Below are 21,841 nucleotides of genomic sequence, written 5' to 3'. Positions count from 1 at the left end.
CGGGCGGCGGGCACGGATGACCGCTGAGGATCTGGCCCAGCTGCTGCCCTCCCTGACCTTCCACATCCTCCGGTTCGGCGCCCGACGCCACCGACGAACTCCACCTCCCGCCGGATAGGTTCGACCGGCGCTGGACGATGTCGGCGGGACATCGGCCATGCTGTGGGCATGGAGTACGTGTCCAGAGCGCCGCGACCGCCGCTGGACGGGCTGATCGACGACCTCTACTACCTGGAGGGTGCGCCTCCGTACGCCCGGCTGACGCTGCCGCCGAGTCCGTCGGCGCTGCTCATCGTCAACCTCGGGGCGCCGTTCCGTATCCGCGCCGGCACCGACATCGAGACGGGCGAGTACGTCGACGGCTGCATGATCACCACGCCCACCCGCGCGTGGGAGTTCGGCTATCCGCTCCGGACCCGGTCCGTCGGCGTGCACGTCAAGCCATGGGGGCTGGCGCCGTTCCTGCCGATGCCCGCGGCCGAGCTGTGTGACCGGCCGGTGACGATCGAGCAGGTCTGGGGACGACGCGCCATTGCTGAGCTGCGAGACCGGCTGGCCACGGCGGACGGACCGCACCAGATGATGACGCTGCTCGAGGAGGAGCTCCTGCGACGGCTGTGCGAGACCGCCGGGCTGGGGCTGGTCCGCCATACGAGCAGCGTCATCGCGGCGACCAGCGGGGCGGTGACGATCGGCGGCCTGAGCGTGTCAGCCGGTGTCAGCACCACTCATCTGGCACAGCGGTTCAAGGAACTCGTCGGCGTCACGCCGAAGCGGCTGGCCCGCACCCAACGCTTCACCGCCACCATGCTTGCGATCGACCCCGCCGAACCGATCGACTGGGGCGACGTCGCCGCTCGCGCGGGCTACTTCGACCAGGCCCACTTCGGCCACGAGTTCCGGGCGTTCACCGGGCTCACGCCGACCCGGTACGTCGAGGTCCGGCGGCGGTTCCTGCGCGAACATCCCGGCCACACGCTGGACGGCTGGCCGCTGCCGGCCGATTGATTTCTTACAAGAGCGACAGCTCACGACGCGTTAATTTGGGGGCATTCCAAGGCAGAGGAGCGCCCCATGGGCCAGGTGGTCATGTACAGCTCGGTGTCGGTGGACGGCTTCATCGCGGACGAGCACGACCAGCCCGGGCCGCTGTTCGACTGGTTGACCAGCGGTGACGTCCCGTTGGACGAGAGCGGCGCGTTGAAGGTGTCGCAGGTGTCCTACGACTACACCCGGGCGTACTGGGACCAGATCGGGGTGACGGTCGCCGGCCGCCACGTCTTCGACCTGACGGACGGCTGGGACGGGAAGCCTCCGGCCGGGATCGACCACGTGGTCGTCGTGACGCACCGGCCGGCGCCCGAGGGCTGGGACCCCGAGGCGCCGTTCCACTTCGTCGACGGCGTCGAGGCAGCCGTGGCCAAGGCGCGGGAGCTTGCGGGTGACCGCATGGTCGAGGTCGCCGCCGGCGACGTCGGTGGCCAGGTGCTTGCCGCGGGCCTGGTCGACGAGGTGCGCATGGACGTCGTACCCGTCGTGTTCGGGTCCGGCAAGCGCTACTTCGGGTCGGTCCACGCGCAGCACCTGTTGGAGGATCCCGAGGTGGTGCTTCAGGGCGACCGGGTGCTTCACGTGCGCTATCGGGTGCGCCGTTGACCGATCGGAGCGGGTACACGAGGCCTCCGGCTGCATCTGCGCATCGCTGTTCGTGGCCGGGCAGCCCGGCGTACCGAGGTGGTGCGCGATCGTCAGGCCCGGGCAGCCAGGGTGCGCACGAGCACCGCGGTGTAGTCCTCCGCCGCGTGCCAGGCCGCTTCGGCCTCGGTGAACCACGCCGGCCTCCGGCGCCGGCCGGCGCCGATACGCCGGCGGGATGTGCGACAGCACTCTGAAGATCGACTCGAGAGGCTGGCGCAGCGTCGGCCGATCGCGATGCTCTCCCCATGAACGCCGAGGGCACCGAAGAGCGCGTTGGTGGCCAGCAGATCGGCCGCGGCACCGAACCCGATGCACCCAGGCCGACCAAGCTCGACTTCCGGGCCGCCTACGAGGACCGCGAGTCGTGCCCTTGGACCGAGCCACGCTTCGGCGTCGGCTGCCGGCTGCTGGCGGACAACGACGAGTTCAGCGTCCCCGGCATGATGCGTTACCTGCGCGACCACTTCGCGTCCGGCACCGTCAACGCGCCCCCACCCGACGGGGCGCCGCTGCAGCGCACCGTCTGCCTGCACCCCGGCATCGCGCAGGGGTCGACGGCCGCGAGCATGGTGGTGGAACTGGCGGCCGACGAGCTGCCGCTGCCGCCGGCCCTGGAGACCGGTGACCAACACCCGAGCCACGACTCCGCGTGGTGGGCCATGCGCGAGCTCCAGTACGTCACCGATCGCGGGCCGGTGCTGCTGACCCCCATGGCGCAGGCGGCCTGGGCGCCGATCCAGCAGCGACTGCTCGCCGGTGGACGGTTGTCCGCCGACGAACTGGCCCTGCTGACGGCGGAGGTCATGGAGCGCCGCGACCGCCCCATCCTCGAGCTGACCGTCGCACAGCTGCAGCACGAGCACACCATCACGGCGCACGGCGACGGCGCCTCGCCGGCAGCCGCACCGGCTGCCTGCATCGCCGGCCTGCTCGAGTCGTCCTGAGGTCAGCTCAGGCGTGGGACGGTCCTTGTGGCCGCCTCGTCATCGAGGCTCGGCTCGGTCCCGAGCGCGGCCGAGGCCTCGACGCACGGGGCGGCAGTCGACCCGAGAGCGGTTCGGAGGGTGAGTCGAGGTGGGCTAGTCCCACCTCGGACACTCTCGGATCACCCTTCACCAGTGGAATGCCGGTGAGGGCTCGAGTCCCCCGTCTGGCCCTGCCGCTGTGCGCGGCCCTCCCTCGTGACTTGCAGCCGGTGCTGAACCTCAGGTGCGTCGTCGCGCGCACGGCACCCGGGTCAGCCGGTCCCGAGGCGAACGCCCGCAGAGAAATCGCTCGATCATGGCGTCCACGTGCGATCACTCAGTACAGCGCGGTCGGGTCGTGGCCGGCGACCAGATCGTCGATGAGGCGGGTGATCAGCAGGTTCCAGCTGACGAAATGCGGGTGCGCGAGCGGCTTTCCGGTCTCGGCGTCGTAGTACTCGTGGATGGCGCCGGTCGTCTCGAGGTCGCGGGTGAACGTGTCGCGCAGGTCGTGCGCGAGCGCGAGTGCTTCGGATCGGTAGCCATAGCGGGCGAGACCGTAGGCCGTGAGCGCGGTGGGCAACGCCCAGACCGGCCCCTGCCAATTCGACGGGTTCGCCATCACCACGTTGTTGTAGAAGCGCTGGTCGGCGGGCGTGGAACGCAGGCCGTAGCGGGAGCGGAAGCGTCTCGGCTCCAGCACGTGCTCGGCGATCAGGCGGTCGGCCCGGCGCTGGTCGGCCACTGCGGTCCACAGCGGGAACAGGTTCGCCCAGGTCTGGGTCAGCAGCGGAACCTCCCAGGTGACCTGCTGGAACGTCCGCCACGTGTGCGGGGCGAGGTCGAGGTGGAAGTAGGTCCCGTACTGCTCGTCCCACATGTAGGTGTTGATCGCTGCACCGAGGTCGTCGGCCTGGCGCCGCCACCGGCCCGTGTCCCCGGTCGCCAGCCGGTCGCTCAGCAGCGCCATCGCGGTGAGCTCGCGGACGTGGAAGCAGTTCACGTCGACGAGTCCGACGGTGTCACCGGACCGGCCGTAGATGGCGGGATCGTTGTCGATCCCTGTACCGGAGTCGCGGACCCAGGCGTACAGACCGCGGCGAGCCAGCGTCGTGCGATCCCACCAGGCACGGAGCCGCACCAGGGTGGGCCACAGCTCGCGGAGCAGTTCTGTGTCGCCACTGCGGTCGAGGACCGACAGCGCCCAGGCCGCATGGATCGGCTGGGCGGCATGCCGGTGGTCGGCGGTGCCATCGGGGTCGACCCGCGACGGCGGGCGGCCGTCGCCGGAGACGTGCGCGAGGAGGGTGCGCAGCGATCCGACCTCGTGATCGAGGAACTCCTCCGGCAGCGCCATGCCGGTGAAGTAGGTGTCCCAGGTCCACACCGAGTGGTACTGGGCGCCCGGGACCACATAGGGGAACGCCAGGTCGGGCGAGGTACGCAACAGCCCGGGCACGAGGGTGCTGTAGTAGTCGTCGATCGTGTCCGCGACCGTCGCGCCGGCGCCGGCCGGCAGGGCGCGTGGGTCCGGCGCCGTCTCGAGGAATCCCGCCAGGTCGTAGTCCGTCGGGTAGCGCCCGGTCGTCACGGCAGGCCTCCGGACATCAGTGGTGCGACGCGCGGGACCGGCGCGGTCGCCGGGAGCAACGCTCGCTCGCGCAGCTCGTCCCAGAAGGTGGCAGGGATGGGCCGACGCAGCGCCTCGACGTTGGCCAGTACCTCGTCGGGCGACCGCATGCCGACCACGGTGCTGGCGACGGCCGGGTGCCCGGATGGGAACTGGGCGGCCGCCGCGCCGAGTTCGACCCCGTGCCGGTCGCACAGCTCCACCAGCCGGCCGACCCTCTCCCGGATGTGATCCGGCGCCGGCCGGTAGTGGAAACGGTCGCCCGGCTGCCCGGAAGCGAGGATGCCGGTGTTGAACACCCCGGCGGCGATGATCCTGGTCCCCCGGTCCAGCGCCCTGGGCAGCAGGTCGTCGAGTGCGGAGTGGTCGAGCAGCGTGTACCGGCCCGCGATGAGCACGTAGTCCAGGTCCAGCCGCTCCACGAACCGGGTGGCGACGTCGACGTGGTTACAGCCGACGCCGATGGCGCCGATCACGCCTTCCACCCTGAGTTGCCGCAGGGCCTCGTACGCGGTGGTGGCGGCCTCATCCTCGTGGGTCTCGGGGTCGTGCAGCAGGGCGACGTCGACGGCGTCGACCCGCAGGCGGGCCAGGGAGTCGGCCACCGAGCGCCGGACGTCGGCGACCGACCAGCCGCGGTGCACCCGGCCGGGCTCCATGGTGACGGCGTCGGGGTCGCCGAGGTCGAGCGGCGGCAGGGCGTCGACGACGGTGCCCACCTTCGTCGAGATGACCGGCCGCGTCCCCGAGGCCGCGAGATGACGGCCGATGCGCTCCTCGCTCAGGCCGTCGCCGTAGCCGGGGGCGGTGTCGAGATAGCCGATCCCGGCCGCGCGAGCGGCCTCGAGCGTCGCGGCTACCGTACGTGCCGAGACGGGCGTGTACAGCCGGCCGAAGGGCGCCGTCCCGATACCCACGGGCGGGAGTGCCGGCACCCGCGACCCACCCGTCATCGGCCGCGCTCCTTCTCGTACTCGCGCCGCGTCCTCTCGTTGAGCGGGTAGTAGTCGGCGAGCCGGGCGCCGGCGCGGATCCGCTCGCGGCTGAACGCCTCCCAGTCCTCGTGTTCCTCGGCGCTGTCGGCGACCGCCTCGGCCAGGCCGGCCGGAACGACGACGGCGCCGTCGCGGTCGGCGACGATGACGTCGCCGGGCAGCACCAGGCAGCCACCGACCTGGACGGGCACGTGGAAGCCCCAGGGGAACAGCTCGTCCTGTGAGGCGTAGTGCGGTGTGGCGCCCGTGCACCACACCGGCAGACCGAGCTCGAGCAGCGCGGGAGTGTCGCGGACGCGGCCGTCGACGACGATGCCCAGACCGCCCTGGTTGCCGAAGGCGGTGGCGAGGATCTCCCCGACGCAGCCCGAACGGGGTGCCGCGTTGGCCTGGACCACGAGCAGGTCTCCGGGCGTGACGTCGTCGAAGACCCGCCACAGGGCGGAGTGCCGCTCGACGTACTCCTGGTCGAGCCCGCTCATGATGTCCTCGCGCTGCGGCATGAGCAGCAGGGTCCGCGCGACGCCTACCGTGTGAGGTGCGGCGGCCAGCGGCACCGGACCTTCGAGCCACGTGCGCCTGATCCCCAGCTTGTGCAGGATCGCGCACGCCGTGGCCGCCGAGATGCGCTCGAACCGGCGCAGCAGTGCGGCGTCCGGGCGAGGCGGTACGGCGCCGATCACGGGGAGTGGCCAGGCGGGCGCAGGGGTCACGGTGCTCACGAGGTCTCCTTCCGCGCACGGACGTCGGCCCGGCGCTCCAGGGGGCGGTAGGTCGGAGTGAAGGCGTTCCGGTCGACGGTGAGGGTCAGCCGGGCTTCGGCTCCCGGAGCCAGCCGGACGTCCAGGACACCCGTCTCCACCACCGTGCGGTGGGCCGTCGAAGGACCGGTCGGGGCGAACTGTTCCTCGATCGAGCCCGGCCAGGAGTCGACCTCGTGCCAGGCAGCGGCCGTGACCCGGTGCTCGCCGAGCGCGCCTCCGACGATGGTGACCTCACGCGACCGAGCCAACGAGGTGTTCACCAGAGACAGCTCGATCTCGGTGTCGGTGACCCGCGAGACCAGGGCCGCCACGTCGGCGGGAAGCCCGGGCGTCTGGTCGGCGGCGTCGAAGTAGCGGACCTGCGTCTGCAACAGGCCGCCGTTGTAGATCACCTGTGGGGAGCCGCAGGTGAGCTGGAGGAGCACCTCGGTCAGGACGGGGTTGAGCGCCTGGTAGTGCCACTCGGTCATGCTCTGAGGATCGGTCGTGTCGGACTCGATGAGCTCGAGGCGCCGCGACAGGATGCTCAGCGCGGCGGCCAGGCTGTCCTCGGGATAGCGCGGGTTCTCCCCGTCCAGGAAGGCCAGCCAGGGCGCGCTGTGGCCGTCCTCGCCCTTGTTGCGGAACAGCGCGAACGCGGTGGGATCGGCGCTGCTCGCCCGCCTGAGGTCACGGATACGGGTGCGGTCCCGCTCGTCCTGGCTGACGTTCCACAGTGCGGCGAGGAGATCCAGCGGCGGAGGCTGCAGATCGAAGTGGCCGCCGTCGGTGTAGCGGGCCGGCGCGAGCAGCGTCGGCGCGTGCGGATCCAGGCCGTGACGACGGACGAACTCCTCACGCATGGCGGGATGGATGCGGTCCGGCGTGGCGACGACCGCATGGTCGAGGCAGAAGTCCAACTGGCGGCGGGCGAAGTCCAGGTAACCGCGGTCCGGCGCGACGAGGTGGCAGTTGATCGCGGCGACCAGCACCGCGCTGCCCACGCTCTCGATGCCGTGCGGGAACGACCAGCCGTAGTGCCCTCCGTACCAGCGTCCGTCCATGAGCTCGCCGACCCCGCCGCCCGGGCCGACGTTGTCGGGGACGACGCCGCCGTTCTCGGCCGCGCGCCGGACCCAGCCGTCGGTGTAGCGCAGCATCCAGTCCCGGTACGTCTCGTCACCGGTCATGAGGTAGGCGTTGATGGCCAGGCTCGTCACGGCCAGGCTCACGACGGCGTCGCCACGGCCCATGCGCCGCTCCATCTGTTCCCCGAGGCGTCGCTGGAGCGAGTCGTCGGCGAGCAGAGCGTCGTAGCTGTCGATGCCGGGCAGCCAGGTGAAGGGCAGGCCGTAGCGATCCATCGACCGCGTCCACGGGTAGCGCGCCACCGGCTCGTCGCGCAGCCCGTACCGTGGACCGCCGGCCCCCGTGTGAATGGCCCGCATCATGTTGAGATCGGGGTCGTAGTTGTGCGGCGGGCCACCCAGGTAGAGGTCGGCGAACCGGCGGGCCCGCTCGACGAACTGGTCATCCTGCGGCGCCGCGAGGCAGACGCCGTAGAAGAACAGGTTGCCCTCGCCCTGGTGGAACCAGTCGTAGCCCACCTCGTACTCGTCGCGCAGCCGGCCGAGCTCCGCCAGCATCCGGGTCGTGCCCGTCCAGTGCCGCTTCGACGCCTCCAGCAGGTCGGCCGACCCGGTGATCAGCGCGAGCGTCGGCCAGTTGAAGAAGATCTCGTAGAAGTCGTCGACGGCGTCACGGGAGCTGAGGTAGCCGGCGTTGTCGAACCGGACCCGCCCGTCGGGCTCGGTGCACCGGTCCCGGAACACCCGCCAAGCCCGGTCCAGTTCGTCGATGAGCTTGCGCTGCAGCACGGCCCAGGCGGGGAAGGCGCCGCCGGCGGGGGTGACGGTGATCCGGGTCCGCTGGTCTGCCGATCGAGTGGTCATGGTCATCGCCGACCGGTGGCGGACGGCTCGCCGCCCCCGGTGTGTCGGGCGACCCACGCGAGCATCTGTTCCGTGGCGTCCCGGCTGAAGGTGTGGCCGACGTTCGCCAGCTCGACGTGCACGAGTTCCTCGCCGCGCCCGCCACTCTCGTACTGAGGCCGTAGCCCCTCCTCGAGCCGGCGGACCTCCGGGGACGGGGCCACATGGTCGTGCTCACCGGAGACCAGGAGCAGCGGGCGCGTCGCGAGCTGCCGGCCCCGCTCCCCCAGCAGACTCGCCTGCTCGACTCGCGGGCGCCCGGCGTACCTGCCGTACTCACGCACGGTCGTCGGGAAACAGACCGGCATGAGCGCGGCGACGCAGCGCAGCCGCTGGTCCCCCGACGCCGTGAGCATCGCCTGCAGCCCGCCCCACGACTGACCGACGACCGCGATGCGTCCGGGATCGATCCGCTCGGGTAGGTCGAGGACCGCGTCGACGATGTGGGGCGCCTGCGTCCAGGCGATCTCGAGCACGTCCTCACCGCGGCCGTCGAGGCTGAATCCGACGAGGTCGGAGGCGTTCTCCCATTCTCGTTTGCGCGCACCGTGCCCTGGATTCTCGACGACGAGGACATGGTGCCCGTCGTTCAGCAGTGCCGCGGCATGGCTGGGCAGCTCGCGGTTCACCGGGATGCCCGGCGGCACGGCCTGCTCACGCGACGACCGGTGTCCCCCGAACAGGATGACGAGGCTGGCCGACGGGGAGTCCGGCGGCTGGCTGAGCAGCGTCGCCGGAATGGGGTCGTGGTCCGGGAACGGGATGTAGAGGTCGCGCAGGTGGGGCCACGGGGTCCACGGCGACGCCGGCCCGTCCCCGACGATGTGCGACACGGCCCGGACGGCCTGGGCGATGGAGTGCGCCGCGATGATCGAGGCCGTCTCCGGCGTGGCGCCCTGCGGGAGGGTGAGGACGTAGGTCCCGGCCTCGGGCCGGCCGCCGGGGAGGGCGCCGCCGACGATCCCGACCGACGCACCACGCGCCCGCGCCAGGACGAGCGCGCGCTCGGTGTCGCCGGAATGCGGACCGGTCGGCCCGAAGAGCACGACCATCGAGGTCGGCGGCAGCGCACCGGCGGTCATCGCCCAGTGCCGCGGCTTGTTCGACCAGCTGGCATGGACACCGAGCGCACGCAGTTCGGTGGCCAGCAGTTCGGCGCCGACGTCGGTGTCCGGGGACGACCAGATCTCGACCATCGACGTGTGCCGGAGCGCGGCGGCGAGCATGGGCAGGTGGTCGTCGTTCCCGAAGTGTGCGGCCGCCTGGATGTCGCGCTCCGCCGGCCCTTCGGCCCGGATCTGCGCGGTCAGCGCCCGATCGTTGGCGAGGCTGAGGCGCAGCGCGGGGTAGCCGTCGAAGCCGACGTGCTGGGCGAAGCGCGTGAGGGTCGCCTGGGCGACTCCGCACTCCTTGGCGAACTCCATGATCGTCATCCCGATGGCGTCACCAGGGCTGGCGATGATGGCCTCGCCGACGCGGCGCTCCGCCGGCGACAGGTTCGGTAGGTAGGCGTGGATGCGGTCGATGGCACCGCTACTACGACCGGGCTGAGGTACTTGACCAATGAGCACGACCGTGAGAATAATCCTACCAGCCGCATGAAATCAATGTTCATTCGAGTGTCGGCGAAGTAAATTTCCACGCGTCCCGTTCCGCTCCCCAGCAACGAAGCAGGTGATGGCGCCGTGCAGAGTGAGCCTCGCGTGCAGCCGCGACTCAGCCAGCGGCGCTCTCGGGCCATCCGTCGGGAACTGCTCTACCTCGGCCTGTGTGCACCCGGACTGGCGCTGCTGGTGCTGTTCAACTACGCGCCGCTCTTCGGGATCGTGCTGGCCTTCAAGGACTTCCGCCCACGTGACGGGATCTTCGGCAGCCGGACCGTCGGGTTCGAGAACTTCGCCTACCTGTTCGCCGGTGACGCGGCACGGATCACGCGCAACACCGTCGTCATGAACCTCCTGTTCATCGTCGCGACTCTGGTGGTGGCGCTGTCCCTCGCGCTCCTCCTGCACGAGCTGCGCGCCCGATCACCGCTGCTGGCCACCGTCACGCAGTCGGCGATGTTCCTGCCGTTCGTCCTGTCCTGGGTGGTCGTGGCCAACCTCGTCACGGCCTTCCTGGACTCCGGTCGCGGCCTGGTCAACCAGATCCTCGGTGCGGCCGCCCTGCCCGCGGTGAACTGGTACTCCGAACCCGAGTACTGGCCCGCCATCCTGGTGTCGGTCGACCTGTGGAAGGGCGTCGGGTTCTGGGTCATCGTCTACGTGGCCGGCATCCTGGCGATCAACCCGTCGCTGTACGAAGCCGCCGACATCGACGGCGCCTCACGATGGCAGCAGATCCGCCGCATCACCCTTCCCTTGCTGCTCCCGCTCATCGTCATCAACGTCCTGTTGTCGGTCAGCAAGATGTTCAACGCCGACTTCGGGCTCTTCTTCCAGGTGACCCAGAACAACCCCGCGCTCTACCCCACCACCGACGTCATCGACACGTTCGTGTACCGAGCGCTGACCACCACCGGCGACGTCGGCATGGCGGCCGCGGCCGGGCTGTACCAGGCGGTCGTCGGGCTCGTGCTGGTCACCTCGGCCAACTGGTACGTGCGCAGGAGGACTCCGGACAATGCTCTCTTCTGAGGTCACCGCGCGTTCGGCTGGACCCGTCCGGCCGAACCGGGCCGGACGGCGCAGGCCGAGCGGCGCCGGTCGCGCGCCCTACGCACTGCGCGTCGTCGCCGCCGGCGTCGCCGCGGCCTTCGTCCTCCCTCTCGTCATCATGATCTCGGCGTCGTTCTCCGACGAGACCCAGCTCAATGAGCACGGCTACGGGCTCTGGCCGCGAGGGTTCACGGTCGACGCTTACCGCTTCGTGCTCGACAACGCCGATCAGCTCCTGCGCAGCTACGCCGTGTCCATCGTCGTGACCGCCTGCGGCACAGCGGCATCGCTGCTCGTCATGGCGCTCATGGCGTTCGCACTGTCACGACCGGACTTCCGCCTTCGGCGGCCGATCACGCTCGCCGTGCTGTTCGCCATGATCTTCAACGGCGGGCTGGTCCCGCTGTACATCATGATCACCCGTTACTACGGGCTCCAGGACACGCTCTGGGTGCTGATCCTCCCGTACCTGGTCGCACCGTGGTACGTGCTCCTCCTGCGCACCTACTTCATGGGTCTGCCGAGCGAGCTCTTCGACGCCGCCCGGATCGACGGCGCCGGTGAGCTGCGGGTCTTTCGCTCTGTCGTGCTCCCGCTGTCCAAGCCGGCGCTCGCGGCCGTCGGCCTGTTCGTCATGCTCCAGTACTGGAACGACTGGTGGCTGGGCCTGCTCTACATCCAGGACCGAGCGCTGACCCCCGTTCAGCTCCTGCTCTACCGGATCAACTCCAACATCGACTTCGCGCTGACCAACCCACAGCTGGCCGGCAGCTTCGACGTCATCCCGGTGCAGTCGGCCCGGGCGGCGATCGCGGTGCTCGCGATCGGCCCGATCGTCATCGCCTTCTTCTTCCTGCAGAAGTTCCTCGTCAAGGGCATCACTCTCGGCGGCGTCAAGGACTGACCGCCCGCCGAAGGACCGAAAGGACACCGCAGTCATGAACACCATCAGCAGGCGCTCCCTCCTGGTCTCCGGCGGCGGCATCGCCGCGGGCCTCGTCGGGGCGGGTTTCCTCACCGGTTGCTCGAGGAACGGCGACAGCGGCCGCAGCGGCGGCTCGGCCGACCTCACCTACACCTTCATGGCCACCAAGGAGCTGCCCGATGCCGGGAAGGTGCAGGACGCGCTCAACGACCTGCTCGCCGAGCGGGGCGCGTCGTTCACGGTGACGCTCGACCCACTCCAGGACTACAACCAGGCGATGGGCCTGCGCGTCGCCTCGGGTGACCCGGGCGATCTCTACTTCACGGCGCCGTGGTCGAACTCGTACGCCACCAACGCCTCCGACGGCAACCTGCTCGAACTCGACGACCTGCTGGCCGAGCACGCACCCGAGCTGCTGGCCAGCATGTCGTCGGACGTCTGGGACGCCGCTCGGGTCGACGGCCGGATCTACGGCGTCATCAACCAGCAGCGCTTCCCCAAGATGTGGGGCTTCCAGGCCAAGCAGGAGGTCGTCGACCAACTGGGGATGGATCCCGCGACCATCACGTCCTTCGCCGAGCTCGAGCCCTTCCTGGCCCGGGTGAAGCAGGCCGGGCAGCTGCTGCCGTGGTCGACCTCCAACCAGGCCCACGGCAAGCTGTTCCAGCCGGAGATCCACGGTTTCGATCCCATCGCCACCACGCTGAGCCTGGCGGTCCGCCACGACGACGCCTCACTCACGGCGTTCTCATGGTTCGACACCCCCGAGTTCGAGGACGCGGTCCGCACCATGCGGCGCTGGAGCGAGCTCGGCCTCGTGGAGCCCACACCGCCGTCGGCGAACGACATGCAGACCCGCTGGAACGCCGGCCAGACCGCGTTCGCCGATGCGCAGTACCTCCCGACGAATCCGCAGTACACCGACTTCCCGACCATCGGCAACACGTTCGTCCGCACCCCCTTGCTGAACACCGACGGCGTCCTCGCCACGCTCACCGGCATCAATGTCGACACCCCCGACCCGGCGGCGGTGCTGTCGTTCCTCGAGGCCCTGAACACCGACCTGGAGGTGTACCGCACGGTCTGCTTCGGCATCGAGGGCACCCACTACGTCACGAGCGCCGACCACGAGGACCTGGTCGAGGCCGGACCCCAGCAGGCGGGCTACGACCCCAACACCGACTGGGTGTTCGGCAACCAGTTCAACGCGCCATACCGCAATCCGGCCGACGCCGAGGCGAGGCGCTGGGACCGCGAGCGTGAGCTCAACGATTCCGCCGTCCCGTCCAAGGCCATCGGATTCTCGCTCACCACCGACCGCATCCGCACCGAGGTGGCCGCGGTCACCGCGGCCATCGACGAGCACGGCCCGCTGGCGCTCACCGGACAACTCGACGCGGATGAGGCGCTGTCCAACCTGCGCTCGGCCGTCGAGCGGGCCGGCCTGCCCCGGATCCTGCAGGAGGCGCAGGAGCAGCTCGACGAGTTCAAGGGGTGATGGCCGACCAGCACCGGCCACCGGGCCCAACCGGACGGCCGGATCCCCGCACAGCCGGACCGGTCTCGTCGGCCCGCACCCTGCTGGTCGACCTCGGGACGACCTGGATCAAGTCCGCGGTGGCGGCCGGCGGAGTGATCGAACCGCGGCACCCGCTGCCGGCCTCAGGACTCGTCGAGAGCCGGGCGGACGACGAGGCGACCTGGAGCGCCGCCGCCGTGCGGCACACCGTGTCGGCACTCATCGCGCGCGAGACCGAGGCGCCCGAGCCGATCGGGGCGCTGCGCCTCAGCACGCACATGCGCGGTTTCGCGATCGAGGACGGCGACCTGCCACTGCGCTACCTCACCTGGCAGGCCGGCCACGCCTCGCGCCCCGTTCGCGGCACCACACCGTTCGACGACCTGGTCGTCCGCATCCCGCCGGCGACGATGGCCCGCACCGGAACCCGGTTGCGGCCGGACTCACCGCTGGCGAACGCCTACGCGCTCACCCGAGCCGCCGGCCGGCCACCGCGCGGCCGGTTCCACACCCTCGGCAGCCTCGTCCTCGACCAGTTGTCGGGCGAACACGTCACCCACGTCACGTGCGCGGCGGCCACCGGGTTGTACGACCTCGTCGCCGCGCGCTGGAGCGAGGATCTGATCGGGTACGCCGGGCTGTCGGGGCTCGCCTTCCCGCGGGTCGTCCACGACCTCATGCCCATCGGTTCCTGCCGCCGGACGGGAGTCACCCTCCATCCCGACCTGGGCGACAACCAGGCCGCGGTGGCCGGGGCCGGCGTCACGGACCCGACCGGCATCGTCGTCGCGGCTGGGACCGCCGGGCTCGTGAGCCGTCCCGCCCGTGAACCGATACCGCCCGCGCGCGCCGAGCTTCGCCCGCACCTGGACGGCCTCTACCTGCGAGTCGTCTCCGGACTGCCGCCGGGACGGACGGTCGGCGCCGACTCCGGCGAGCGCTCGGCGCGCCGTTTCGCCGCCGCGGTCGATCTGCTCAACACCGGCCGGGACGCCGCCCGGCTGGTCGTCACCGGAGGCGCCGCACGCCGGCGACCGGCCTTTCGGCAGACGCTGCAACGGCTGACAGGGGTGCCCGTCCAGCACGACCCGGCGCACGATCACGCCATCCTCGGGCTCGCTCGCCTCGCCGACCCCGGCGCGGTCCCTGCCGCCGCTCCGACCGGCGACCGGGCGCCGGAGGCCGGCCATGCCTGACCGGTCCCCGCCTCCGCTGCGCCTCGGCACCATGATCTGCGAGTTCGCCGGGCCTGCGATACCGCGGCTGCTCGCCTCGGCCGGACTGGGTTTCGCCGTGGTCGACGGCGAGCACGGGGCGTTCGACGACGGTCAGGTGACGGCCCTGATCGCCGCGGCCCACGATGCTCTCGACATCTACGTCCGTGTCCCTCTGTCCGAGCGTGCGCGCGTGGGGCGCTACCTCGACGCCGGCGCGACCGGGATCGTCGCCCCGATGATCTCCACGCGCTCCGACTGCGAGCGTCTCGTCGAAGCCACCAAGTACCCGCCCCTCGGTCGCCGCGGGGTCAGCACGTTCCGAGCGCACACGGACTTCCAGCGGGTCGACGTCGCCGAGTACCTCGGGCGCGCCAACGCCCGCGTCCGCGCACTTGCGCAGATCGAGACCGTCGCCGCGCTGGACCGGCTCGACGCGATCGCCTCGGTGCCCGGGCTGGACGGGCTCGTGCTCGGGCCCAACGACCTGCTGACCGACGCAGGCGCCCCGGGACACTTCGGCCATCCGGTACTGGACGAGGCGCTGCGTGCCATCGGGGTGGCCGCGCGCTCGCACCAGCTGACCACCGGCGTCATCACCTCGAACGCGGCACTCGCGAGCCGGGCGCTCGCGCTCGGGTGCACCTGGCTCAGCTGGTCCAGCGAGTCCGCCCTGCTGCACCGCGCCGCCGCCGACGCCCGCGACGCCTTCCTGGAGGCCGATCGATGACCGACTCACCCGCACCCACGCCCACACCCACGCCCGCCGAGCTGGACGCCGCCCTCGCGTCAGCACTACGCAGCCCGTCGATCGTCGCCGGTGCAGAGCTCACCCGCTTTCCGGCGCGCTTCGACTACGGCATGACCCTCGGCATCGACGCGACGGCCGGAGGTCGGTTGTGGTCGGCGTCGATCGCCGGGGGCGACAACCACCTCGGGTTCGTGGTCCTTCGCCGCAGCGACGACGGCGGGTGTACCTGGTCCGATCCGGTCACCCTGGTCAACGCCGGGAACGCCGGCGATCCGCTCCGTCGCCGCAGCCTCGTCGCGGCCGTGTGGGTCGACCCCCGGAACCGGCTCTGGCTCTTCGTCGACCAGTCCGTGACCTACTTCGACGGCCGGGCCGGCACCTGGGCCCTGACCTCCCCGGATGCCGACGCCGACACGCTCGTCTGGAGCACTCCGCGACGGATCGGCGACGGAGCACTGCTGAACAAGCCCATCGTGCTCGCCGACGGCTCCTGGGTCGCCGCCGGTTCTCTCTGGGATCGCACGCGGATCGAGGCAGGCCAGCCGGAAGCGACCGCGCCGTGGGCCGTCAACCCCTTCCGCGACCGCTTCGGCGACCTCGACGAACACCGCGGCGCCTGGGTGCGGCGCAGCCGCGACGAGGGGCGCTCCTGGGAGCACACCGCCACCATCCGGTTCGAGCCGCCCGAGTTCGACGAACCGCGACTGGTTCAGCGCACCGACAGCGCTCTCTGGCTGACGGCACGGATCGCCGCCGGCGGGCTGGCTGAGACCATCGGCGACCCGACAGCCACCCTGTGGGAACCGCCGCGCCCATCGCCCGGCATCCGCCAGCCGAGCTCACGCCACGCGCTGGAACGACTGCGCAGCGGCGCCCTCCTGCTGGTGAAGAACGGCTCCGAGCTGCACCGGCCCGCTCCCGGTCACGGCCGGAGCGAGCTCACCGCCTACCTGTCGCACGACGACGGCGCCACCTGGACGAGCGGCCTGCTCCTCGACGGCCGCTCCAAGGTGTCCTACCCCGACATCGCCCAACTGCCCGACGGGCGGATCTGTGTGTCCTACGACCACAACCGCCGCACGGACGGACAGGTGCTGCTGGCCCGCTTCACCGAGGACGCGATCACCCGGGCGCGTCCCGACCGGGTGGAACGGAGCGTCATCTCCCAGCCCGACCCCGCCGCACGCGACGCGCGGCTGCACCGCGAATCGACCCCGCACGGCAACGCCTGACCGAGTCCCCGTCCAGAAAGGCACGCCCATGCCCGACATCGACGTCAAGCGGCGCACTCTCCTCCAGGCCACCGGCGCCACGGTGGCGGTCGCCACCCTCGGCGGCCGCGCGTTCGCCGCACCGCCGCGCCAGGCACCCCAGAACCTCCGGGCGGTCGACCCGGTGAACCCGGCCGACGCCCCCGTCGCGATCTCCTACGTGACGGAAGCCGTCGACGACGGCTCGTCGATGGTGATCGTCGGCGACGGCTTCACCGCCCAGTCCGAGGTCTGGCTACTGAAGCTCGCCAAGGATTCCCTGGACGACGCGAAGGCGAGCTTCGGCGGCCAGGCGACGCTGCCCGACAGCCCGCCGAGCGGGGCGGTCAAGGCCACGCTGGTGAGCGCGGCCCGCGAGCAGGTCCTCGTCGCCGGTCAGGTCGGTTACCCCAACCCGGCCGCCGACGTCGCCGTGTTCCCCACGGCTGTCTGGGTCAAGACCGGCGAGCACTGGTCCCGGCCCTACGTCATGAACAAGCCGGCGATCTTCTTCGCCGAGACCGACGTACTGGTCCCTGGCGAGACCATTCGGCTCTTCGGCCGCAACTTCCTTGCGACGTACGGCGTCACGGGCGCCAACTACGACTACCCGATCGCCCTGCGCGAGGCCGACGGCGACACCGTCCACTGGGCCCAGCTCTACGACGGCGAGGGACAGGCCCGGCCCAACTACAAGCCGCACGTCGCCCAGATCCGCATCCCCGCGGACATCCCCGACGGCGAGTACGAGCTCTCCGTCCACACCCGCTACGGACTCGAGAACGGCTGGAGCAACTCCGTGCCGGTCCGCGTACGCGCCGCCCGCACCCTCGTCAACCGGCTCGCCCGTCATGACCTGACCGACCAGCCCGGAACCGCATCCGGGTCCGTCCGCGTCGACGTCGTCAGCATTCCCGACGACGCCCGGTACAACGACAACTCGCGGCGCATCCAGGACCGGCTCGACGCGGTGGGGCGCCGCCGTGGCGGCGGAATCGTCCGGCTCCCTGCCGGCCCGATCGCGATCGGCACGACGCTGCGGGTGCCCGACGGCGTCGTCCTGGAGGGCAGCGGGCGCGGCGCCACCCGGCTCACCACTCCCTTGGGATCCGCTTTCGCCGGGACCTTCGCGGTCTCCGACCTCTTTCCGTCTCCATCGTTCGTCACGGGCTTCACCGGCGACTACACCCCGTACTGGGCTCCGCACCAGCCGCTCGTGTGGCTCGAGGGTAGTTCGGGCCTGTCGGACCTCTCGATTCAGGCCGGATCGCGGGACTTCACCGCCGTGCTGATCGGCAACTCCGATCCCGAGAAGATCCAGGAGGACGTGTTCGTCAAGCGGGTCGACCTCACCATACGGGCGACCAGGTACGCGCTGCGCAGCGCCTTCACGCCGACCAACGCGGGCATCCACGTCGTGAGCCCGACCGCCCGCCTCGTGATCTCCGACTGCGTGATCGACGCCCACGAACCCCTGGCGATGTACGCCGGCCGCCACGCCCACCGGCACGCGATGATCGTCCGCAACTCACTCTCCTCCCACCAGCGCCAGGATTCCAACATCGGCATGATCATGGGCTGGTCGGACTCCGTGTTCGAGGACAACGAGCTCTACTCCGGCGGGCGCGGCTTGATCTGCCAGATGAACACCTCTCGGGTCTACTTCGGCGGCAACCGCATCCACGAGATCGGTGGTCGCGGCAACGCCTCCGAGGTCCTCATGGCCGAATCCGGTTACGCGCTGGAGGAGGTGACCGTGTCGGGCGCCGCGGCCACGACGGTGACCACCAGCTCGACGCTCCCCGCAGGAGCCGCCAGGGCGACCTCGAGCGAGCTCTACGCCTGGATCGCCGAGGGCCGCGGATTCGGGCAGCTGCGCCGCATCGCCGACAACGACGGCCAGGGAACGCTCACGCTGGAGCAGCCCTGGCGCACCGTCCCCGACGCGACCACCAAGATCGACATCATCACCCACCCCGCGGTCAACAACCTCTGGGTCAACAACGTCTACAGCAACGGCCGCGGCTTCATGCAGCCGTTCTACGGCAGCGGATTCGAGAACATCATCACCGGCAACGAGATCCGCAGCGCCGGCGGCCTGAGCATCTGGTCCGGGTTCACCGTGCAGGGCAAGGCGCGGCGCAGCACGGGCGCCTACAACCTCATCTACACCAACATGCTCACCGGCTCCGACGCCATCAATCTCTACGGCGGCAACACCGCCGGCCAGGAGGACGTCCCAGGCGGCATGTTCGCCAACACCGTCCGGCGCAACCAGGTCTGGTCCCGCGGGTCCGCCTGCCAGACCAACCAGTACTACAACATCTGGTTCTCCCGGCCTGCGGAGGCCGACCCGAACCTCGAGGCCTCCATCAACCTGCGGCGCTGCGACTCCACCGTCGTCGAGGCCAACTACGTCTTCCAGGACGACAACGGCGTGCTGGCCCGTGGCGGCAAGAACAACCTCGTGCGCTTCAACCGCATGGACCGGGTCCCGAACCGCATCCTGCGTCAGGAGGACACCAGGGACCTGATCGCCACGGCGCCGCCCTTCGAGGAGCCGTACTGATCGAGCCCACGGCCGCCACAGCAACGGAGACCACACCATGACCAGGCAGATCTCGCGTCGCACCGTCCTCAAGACCATGGGAGCCACCTCGGCGCTCGCCGTCGCGGGGATTCCGGCCCTCCCCGCGCGTGCCGACGCCACCGCGCCGGCGCTGTATCCGGAGCAGCTGCGCAACCTCGTGCCGGCGACCGCGGTCCAACTCAGCGGCGCAGGGTTCACCGCCACCTGCGCACTTCGTCTCTGGCACGTTCCGGACGACACCACGCCGCCGAGCGGCGGCGTGCCGGCCCTGCCCGCGGTGCCGCCGGCCGGCGCCGTTGCTCTGACACCGGCCGGGGTGACCGCGACGAGCATGGCGGCGATCCCGCCAAGCGGCACCAGGACCGTGACCGCCGCCTACGTGTCCTCGGCGGACGTGACCACGTGGTCGTCGCCACTCCTGCTCAACGCGGCCGAGCCGTGGTTCCACACCCGGCCGGCGCCGGAGCCCGGGCAGGCGATCGACGTGATCGGGCTCAACCTGCATCTGGGCGGCGGCACCCCGGCGGCCTACCTGCGCGACTCATCCGGCACGCTGCACGCCTGCGCGGTGACGGTCGTGTCGCGATTCGAGCTCACCCTCACCGTACCGGCGTCAGTGGCGCCCGGCAGCTACGACCTCCTGGTCTCCAACGGCCACGGCGGTCATCACGGCTACTCCGAGAGACTCACCGTCCAGGTCACCGCTCCTGCCGCGGCACCGACGGGGTCGATCGACGTGGTCATCGATCACGGCGCCGATCCCACCGGCACCGCCGATTCCACCGCCGCGATCCAGGCGGCCCTCGACGCAGCCGCCACGACCGCGGGCGGTGCGGTCGTCTCGATCCCGGCCGGCCACTACGCGGTCTCCGGCCGCATGACGTTCCCGGCGACCTCCAACCCGATCCACCTCGTCGGGGACGGGCAGGGCAGTACGACGGTCCGGATGAGCGACGCTTCGGCCTTCGGTGCCGACTTTCCCCTCGAGACGCCCGATGACGTCTACGGCGTCGGCCCCACGGACCAGAAGTCCCTGTTCTATCTGGACGCCGCCAATGGCGCGGTCGTCATCCGCGACCTGAGCATCGACGCCAACGACAGGCGCGCCGTCGGGATCGGTGTCAACCGACGGCACAACGTCACCATCCAGCGGACGACCGTCGTCTGCAACGACTACCCCGCCGACGTGTGGCTACGGACCGGCGCCAACGGCATCTTCGCCTACGGCTGCCGGAACCTGCGAGTACTCGAGTGCGAGATCGACAGCAACAACGGCGTGGTGCTGGGCGCGGTACTCGACGTCGAGATCGCCGACTGCGCTCTCCGCGCGTGCTTCCCACGGGTCAACGGCGAGCCCAACCACCCGCAACCCGACGCAGACAACACCGCGATCAAGATCGCCGGGAGCCGGCGGATCGCGGTGCGCCGCAACGATTTCCAGCGTTCGTCGGCGACGTTCTACTACGCGCGCGGAGTCGGTGCCGGCGGTTCGAAGCTGGCCGCCTTCTCCTACGGCCCGGACGAAGCGTGTGGGCTGGAGGACGTGATCGTCGCCCACAACACCCTCGATGGTGCCGGTGAACCCCACGGCAACAACGGCGAGGCCTTCGTGGGCGACACCTTCACCACCAAGCCCGGTGAACGCGTCCAACTCCACGTCACCGGCGCAACCCCGACAACCGTCACGGTTCCTACCGGCACCTTCGACACCGCCGGTTCCTTCGACGTCATCGGTGCCCACGTGTTCGTCCTCTCGGGGACCGGCGAGGGTCAGGTACGGCGCGTCCAGTCACACACCACCGACACCGTCACCGTCGCCGAGCCGTGGTCGGTCGTCCCCGACTCCACCTCGATCATCACGGTCGTGATCGCGCACGTGCGGCAGCTCTACGTGCACAACACCGTGACCACCTGCCCGAAATATCTGGGCAACTACGGCCCGTCCTACTACTCGGTCTGCGCCGAGAACACCTTCGACGGGGACGGGGCGTTTCCCAGCGGATCGACCGGCCTCGACCAAGGCGTCGGCGGAGCGGCAGCCCTGCGCGGCACCGCTCCGTCGTTCGACTACAAGATCCAGTTCTACAACGAGGTGAGCGACAACGACATCAACACCGGCCGGGTCTTCTACAGCTACACCAACACCGCCGGTGCCTCGACCACTCCGGCAGGTCCGATCGTGCGGTCCAACGCCTTGGTCCGCAACACCGTCACCAACAGCCCCGAGGCAGCCAAACTGTTCACGACCACGGCCGCCGCGGCAGCACCATGGGGGCGATACAACCTGTCAGCGCTCAACCTCGGCGTGGGCTCCTCGACCAGCACCGTGATCGGCGCCGGGTTCGACACCACGTACTACCAGGGTCCCGCTACCGGCCTCGCGGACGCGGGGTCCGGCACGGTCCTCCTGTGACCAGCAGGTCGTCTCGGCGCCACCACCACCCCTAACTGAAGGAGAAGGTCATGACCGCAGCCGACCCGGCCCGCCTCGACGAGTTCCGCCGGCAGCGCTTCGGGATGTTCATCCACTGGGGTGTCTACGCCCTGCCCGCTCGGCACGAGTGGGTGCGCAACCGCGAACGGCTCAGCCGCGAGGAGTACCAGCCCTACCTCGACCGCTTCGACCCCGACCTGTTCGACCCGACACTCTGGGCCCGCGCCGCGCACGACGCCGGGATGCGGTACCTGGTGCTCACCACCAAGCACCACGACGGCTTCTGCCTGTGGGACTCCGAGCTCACCGACTACTCGGTGCGCTCGACGCCGTGGGGCAAGGACCTCGTCGGGCCCATCACCGACGCGTTCCGCCGCGAGGGCCTGGGCGTCGGGTTCTACCACTCGCTGCTGGACTGGCAGCAGCCCGACTTCCCGCTAGACGCCCTGCACCCGGACTTCGAACGCGACGGCGTCGAG

General features: G+C 70.6%; 17 protein-coding genes. 12 read left to right on the top strand and 5 right to left on the bottom strand.

The annotated features are described in order from the left end of the window. Window positions 1-168 precede the first annotated feature (168 nt). The 3 genes from DZA62_RS33945 to DZA62_RS33935 all read left to right on the top strand — a co-directional run bounded on the left by DZA62_RS33945 (window position 169) and on the right by DZA62_RS33935 (window position 2,642). Window positions 169-1,008 carry a helix-turn-helix domain-containing protein gene (locus DZA62_RS33945; protein WP_116953410.1) on the top strand — a complete coding sequence of 280 codons (840 nt, stop codon included), beginning with the start codon at window positions 169-171 and terminating at the stop codon, window positions 1,006-1,008. A 66-nt stretch (window positions 1,009-1,074) separates the two neighbouring features. Continuing rightward, window positions 1,075-1,656, top strand: coding sequence for a dihydrofolate reductase family protein (locus DZA62_RS33940; protein WP_116953409.1), 582 nt, complete (start codon window positions 1,075-1,077; stop codon window positions 1,654-1,656). 287 nt (window positions 1,657-1,943) lie between these two features. Continuing rightward, window positions 1,944-2,642, top strand: coding sequence for a peptidase C69 family protein (locus tag DZA62_RS33935; RefSeq protein WP_116953408.1), 699 nt, complete (start codon window positions 1,944-1,946; stop codon window positions 2,640-2,642). A gap of 358 nt (window positions 2,643-3,000) precedes the next feature. Here DZA62_RS33935 and DZA62_RS33930 read toward each other — a convergent pair whose 3' ends face one another. Genes DZA62_RS33930 through DZA62_RS33910 form a run of 5 tightly spaced genes read right to left on the bottom strand, consistent with a single transcriptional unit; the run spans window position 3,001 to window position 9,593 of the window. Continuing rightward, window positions 3,001-4,254: an amylo-alpha-1,6-glucosidase gene (locus tag DZA62_RS33930; RefSeq protein ID WP_116953407.1), complete on the bottom strand. Its 1,254-nt coding sequence runs from the start codon at window positions 4,252-4,254 to the stop codon at window positions 3,001-3,003. Further along, window positions 4,251-5,246 carry an aldo/keto reductase gene (locus tag DZA62_RS33925; RefSeq protein ID WP_116953406.1) on the bottom strand — a complete coding sequence of 332 codons (996 nt, stop codon included), beginning with the start codon at window positions 5,244-5,246 and terminating at the stop codon, window positions 4,251-4,253. Before DZA62_RS33925 ends, DZA62_RS33930 begins: the two co-directional genes overlap by 4 nt. Beyond that, the gene (locus DZA62_RS33920) at window positions 5,243-6,010 is read right to left on the bottom strand and encodes an RraA family protein (protein ID WP_116953405.1); all 768 of its coding nucleotides are present in this window, start codon (window positions 6,008-6,010) and stop codon (window positions 5,243-5,245) included. The genes DZA62_RS33925 and DZA62_RS33920 overlap by 4 nt, the downstream gene beginning before the upstream one ends. Further along, a complete protein-coding gene (locus DZA62_RS33915) occupies window positions 6,007-7,983 on the bottom strand; it encodes a hypothetical protein (protein WP_116953404.1) in 1,977 nt (658 codons plus the stop codon). The genes DZA62_RS33920 and DZA62_RS33915 overlap by 4 nt, the downstream gene beginning before the upstream one ends. 2 nt (window positions 7,984-7,985) lie before the next feature. Further along, complete coding sequence (locus DZA62_RS33910) at window positions 7,986-9,593, bottom strand: alpha/beta fold hydrolase (RefSeq protein WP_116953403.1); 1,608 nt, start codon at window positions 9,591-9,593, stop codon at window positions 7,986-7,988. Window positions 9,594-9,725: 132 nt separating this feature from the next. Here DZA62_RS33910 and DZA62_RS33905 point away from each other — a divergent pair, with 132 nt between their 5' ends. The 9 genes from DZA62_RS33905 to DZA62_RS33865 all read left to right on the top strand — a co-directional run. Beyond that, complete coding sequence (locus DZA62_RS33905; RefSeq protein ID WP_198664497.1) at window positions 9,726-10,658, top strand: ABC transporter permease; 933 nt, start codon at window positions 9,726-9,728, stop codon at window positions 10,656-10,658. Further along, window positions 10,645-11,583, top strand: coding sequence for a carbohydrate ABC transporter permease (locus DZA62_RS33900; RefSeq protein ID WP_116953402.1), 939 nt, complete (start codon window positions 10,645-10,647; stop codon window positions 11,581-11,583). Before DZA62_RS33905 ends, DZA62_RS33900 begins: the two co-directional genes overlap by 14 nt. A gap of 34 nt (window positions 11,584-11,617) precedes the next feature. Continuing rightward, on the top strand, window positions 11,618-13,102 hold the full coding sequence (locus DZA62_RS33895; protein WP_116953401.1) for an ABC transporter substrate-binding protein: 1,485 nt from the start codon (window positions 11,618-11,620) through the stop codon (window positions 13,100-13,102). Then, window positions 13,102-14,319: a hypothetical protein gene (locus DZA62_RS33890; RefSeq protein ID WP_116953400.1), complete on the top strand. Its 1,218-nt coding sequence runs from the start codon at window positions 13,102-13,104 to the stop codon at window positions 14,317-14,319. The genes DZA62_RS33895 and DZA62_RS33890 overlap by 1 nt, the downstream gene beginning before the upstream one ends. Then, complete coding sequence (locus DZA62_RS33885; RefSeq protein ID WP_116953399.1) at window positions 14,312-15,067, top strand: HpcH/HpaI aldolase family protein; 756 nt, start codon at window positions 14,312-14,314, stop codon at window positions 15,065-15,067. Before DZA62_RS33890 ends, DZA62_RS33885 begins: the two co-directional genes overlap by 8 nt. Further along, a complete protein-coding gene (locus tag DZA62_RS33880) occupies window positions 15,064-16,320 on the top strand; it encodes a sialidase family protein (RefSeq protein ID WP_116953398.1) in 1,257 nt (418 codons plus the stop codon). The genes DZA62_RS33885 and DZA62_RS33880 overlap by 4 nt, the downstream gene beginning before the upstream one ends. Window positions 16,321-16,348: 28 nt before the next feature. Next, on the top strand, window positions 16,349-18,907 hold the full coding sequence (locus DZA62_RS33875; protein WP_116953397.1) for a hypothetical protein: 2,559 nt from the start codon (window positions 16,349-16,351) through the stop codon (window positions 18,905-18,907). A gap of 37 nt (window positions 18,908-18,944) precedes the next feature. Further along, entirely contained in the window at window positions 18,945-21,341 is a 2,397-nt protein-coding gene (locus DZA62_RS33870; RefSeq protein WP_116953396.1) for a glycosyl hydrolase family 28-related protein, read from the top strand. Between the two features lie 50 nt (window positions 21,342-21,391). After that, window positions 21,392-21,841: alpha-L-fucosidase (locus tag DZA62_RS33865; protein ID WP_198664496.1), on the top strand; the 450-nt coding region annotated here is incomplete at its 3' end.

Source organism: Jiangella endophytica (assembly GCF_003427025.1).
GTDB lineage: Bacteria > Actinomycetota > Actinomycetes > Jiangellales > Jiangellaceae > Jiangella > Jiangella endophytica.
The sequence above is the reverse complement of the archived record's forward strand: the minus strand, read 5'-3'. Positions and strand labels throughout refer to the sequence as shown.

Coding starts and splice junctions, on each gene's coding strand:
- DZA62_RS33945 (WP_116953410.1), top strand. CDS start 169: ATGGAGTACGTGTCCAGAGCGCCGCGACCGCCGCTGGACGGGCTGATC.
- DZA62_RS33940 (WP_116953409.1), top strand. CDS start 1,075: ATGGGCCAGGTGGTCATGTACAGCTCGGTGTCGGTGGACGGCTTCATC.
- DZA62_RS33935 (WP_116953408.1), top strand. CDS start 1,944: ATGAACGCCGAGGGCACCGAAGAGCGCGTTGGTGGCCAGCAGATCGGC.
- DZA62_RS33925 (WP_116953406.1), bottom strand. CDS start 5,246: ATGACGGGTGGGTCGCGGGTGCCGGCACTCCCGCCCGTGGGTATCGGG.
- DZA62_RS33915 (WP_116953404.1), bottom strand. CDS start 7,983: ATGACCACTCGATCGGCAGACCAGCGGACCCGGATCACCGTCACCCCC.
- DZA62_RS33900 (WP_116953402.1), top strand. CDS start 10,645: ATGCTCTCTTCTGAGGTCACCGCGCGTTCGGCTGGACCCGTCCGGCCG.
- DZA62_RS33895 (WP_116953401.1), top strand. CDS start 11,618: ATGAACACCATCAGCAGGCGCTCCCTCCTGGTCTCCGGCGGCGGCATC.
- DZA62_RS33890 (WP_116953400.1), top strand. CDS start 13,102: ATGGCCGACCAGCACCGGCCACCGGGCCCAACCGGACGGCCGGATCCC.
- DZA62_RS33885 (WP_116953399.1), top strand. CDS start 14,312: ATGCCTGACCGGTCCCCGCCTCCGCTGCGCCTCGGCACCATGATCTGC.
- DZA62_RS33880 (WP_116953398.1), top strand. CDS start 15,064: ATGACCGACTCACCCGCACCCACGCCCACACCCACGCCCGCCGAGCTG.
- DZA62_RS33875 (WP_116953397.1), top strand. CDS start 16,349: ATGCCCGACATCGACGTCAAGCGGCGCACTCTCCTCCAGGCCACCGGC.
- DZA62_RS33870 (WP_116953396.1), top strand. CDS start 18,945: ATGACCAGGCAGATCTCGCGTCGCACCGTCCTCAAGACCATGGGAGCC.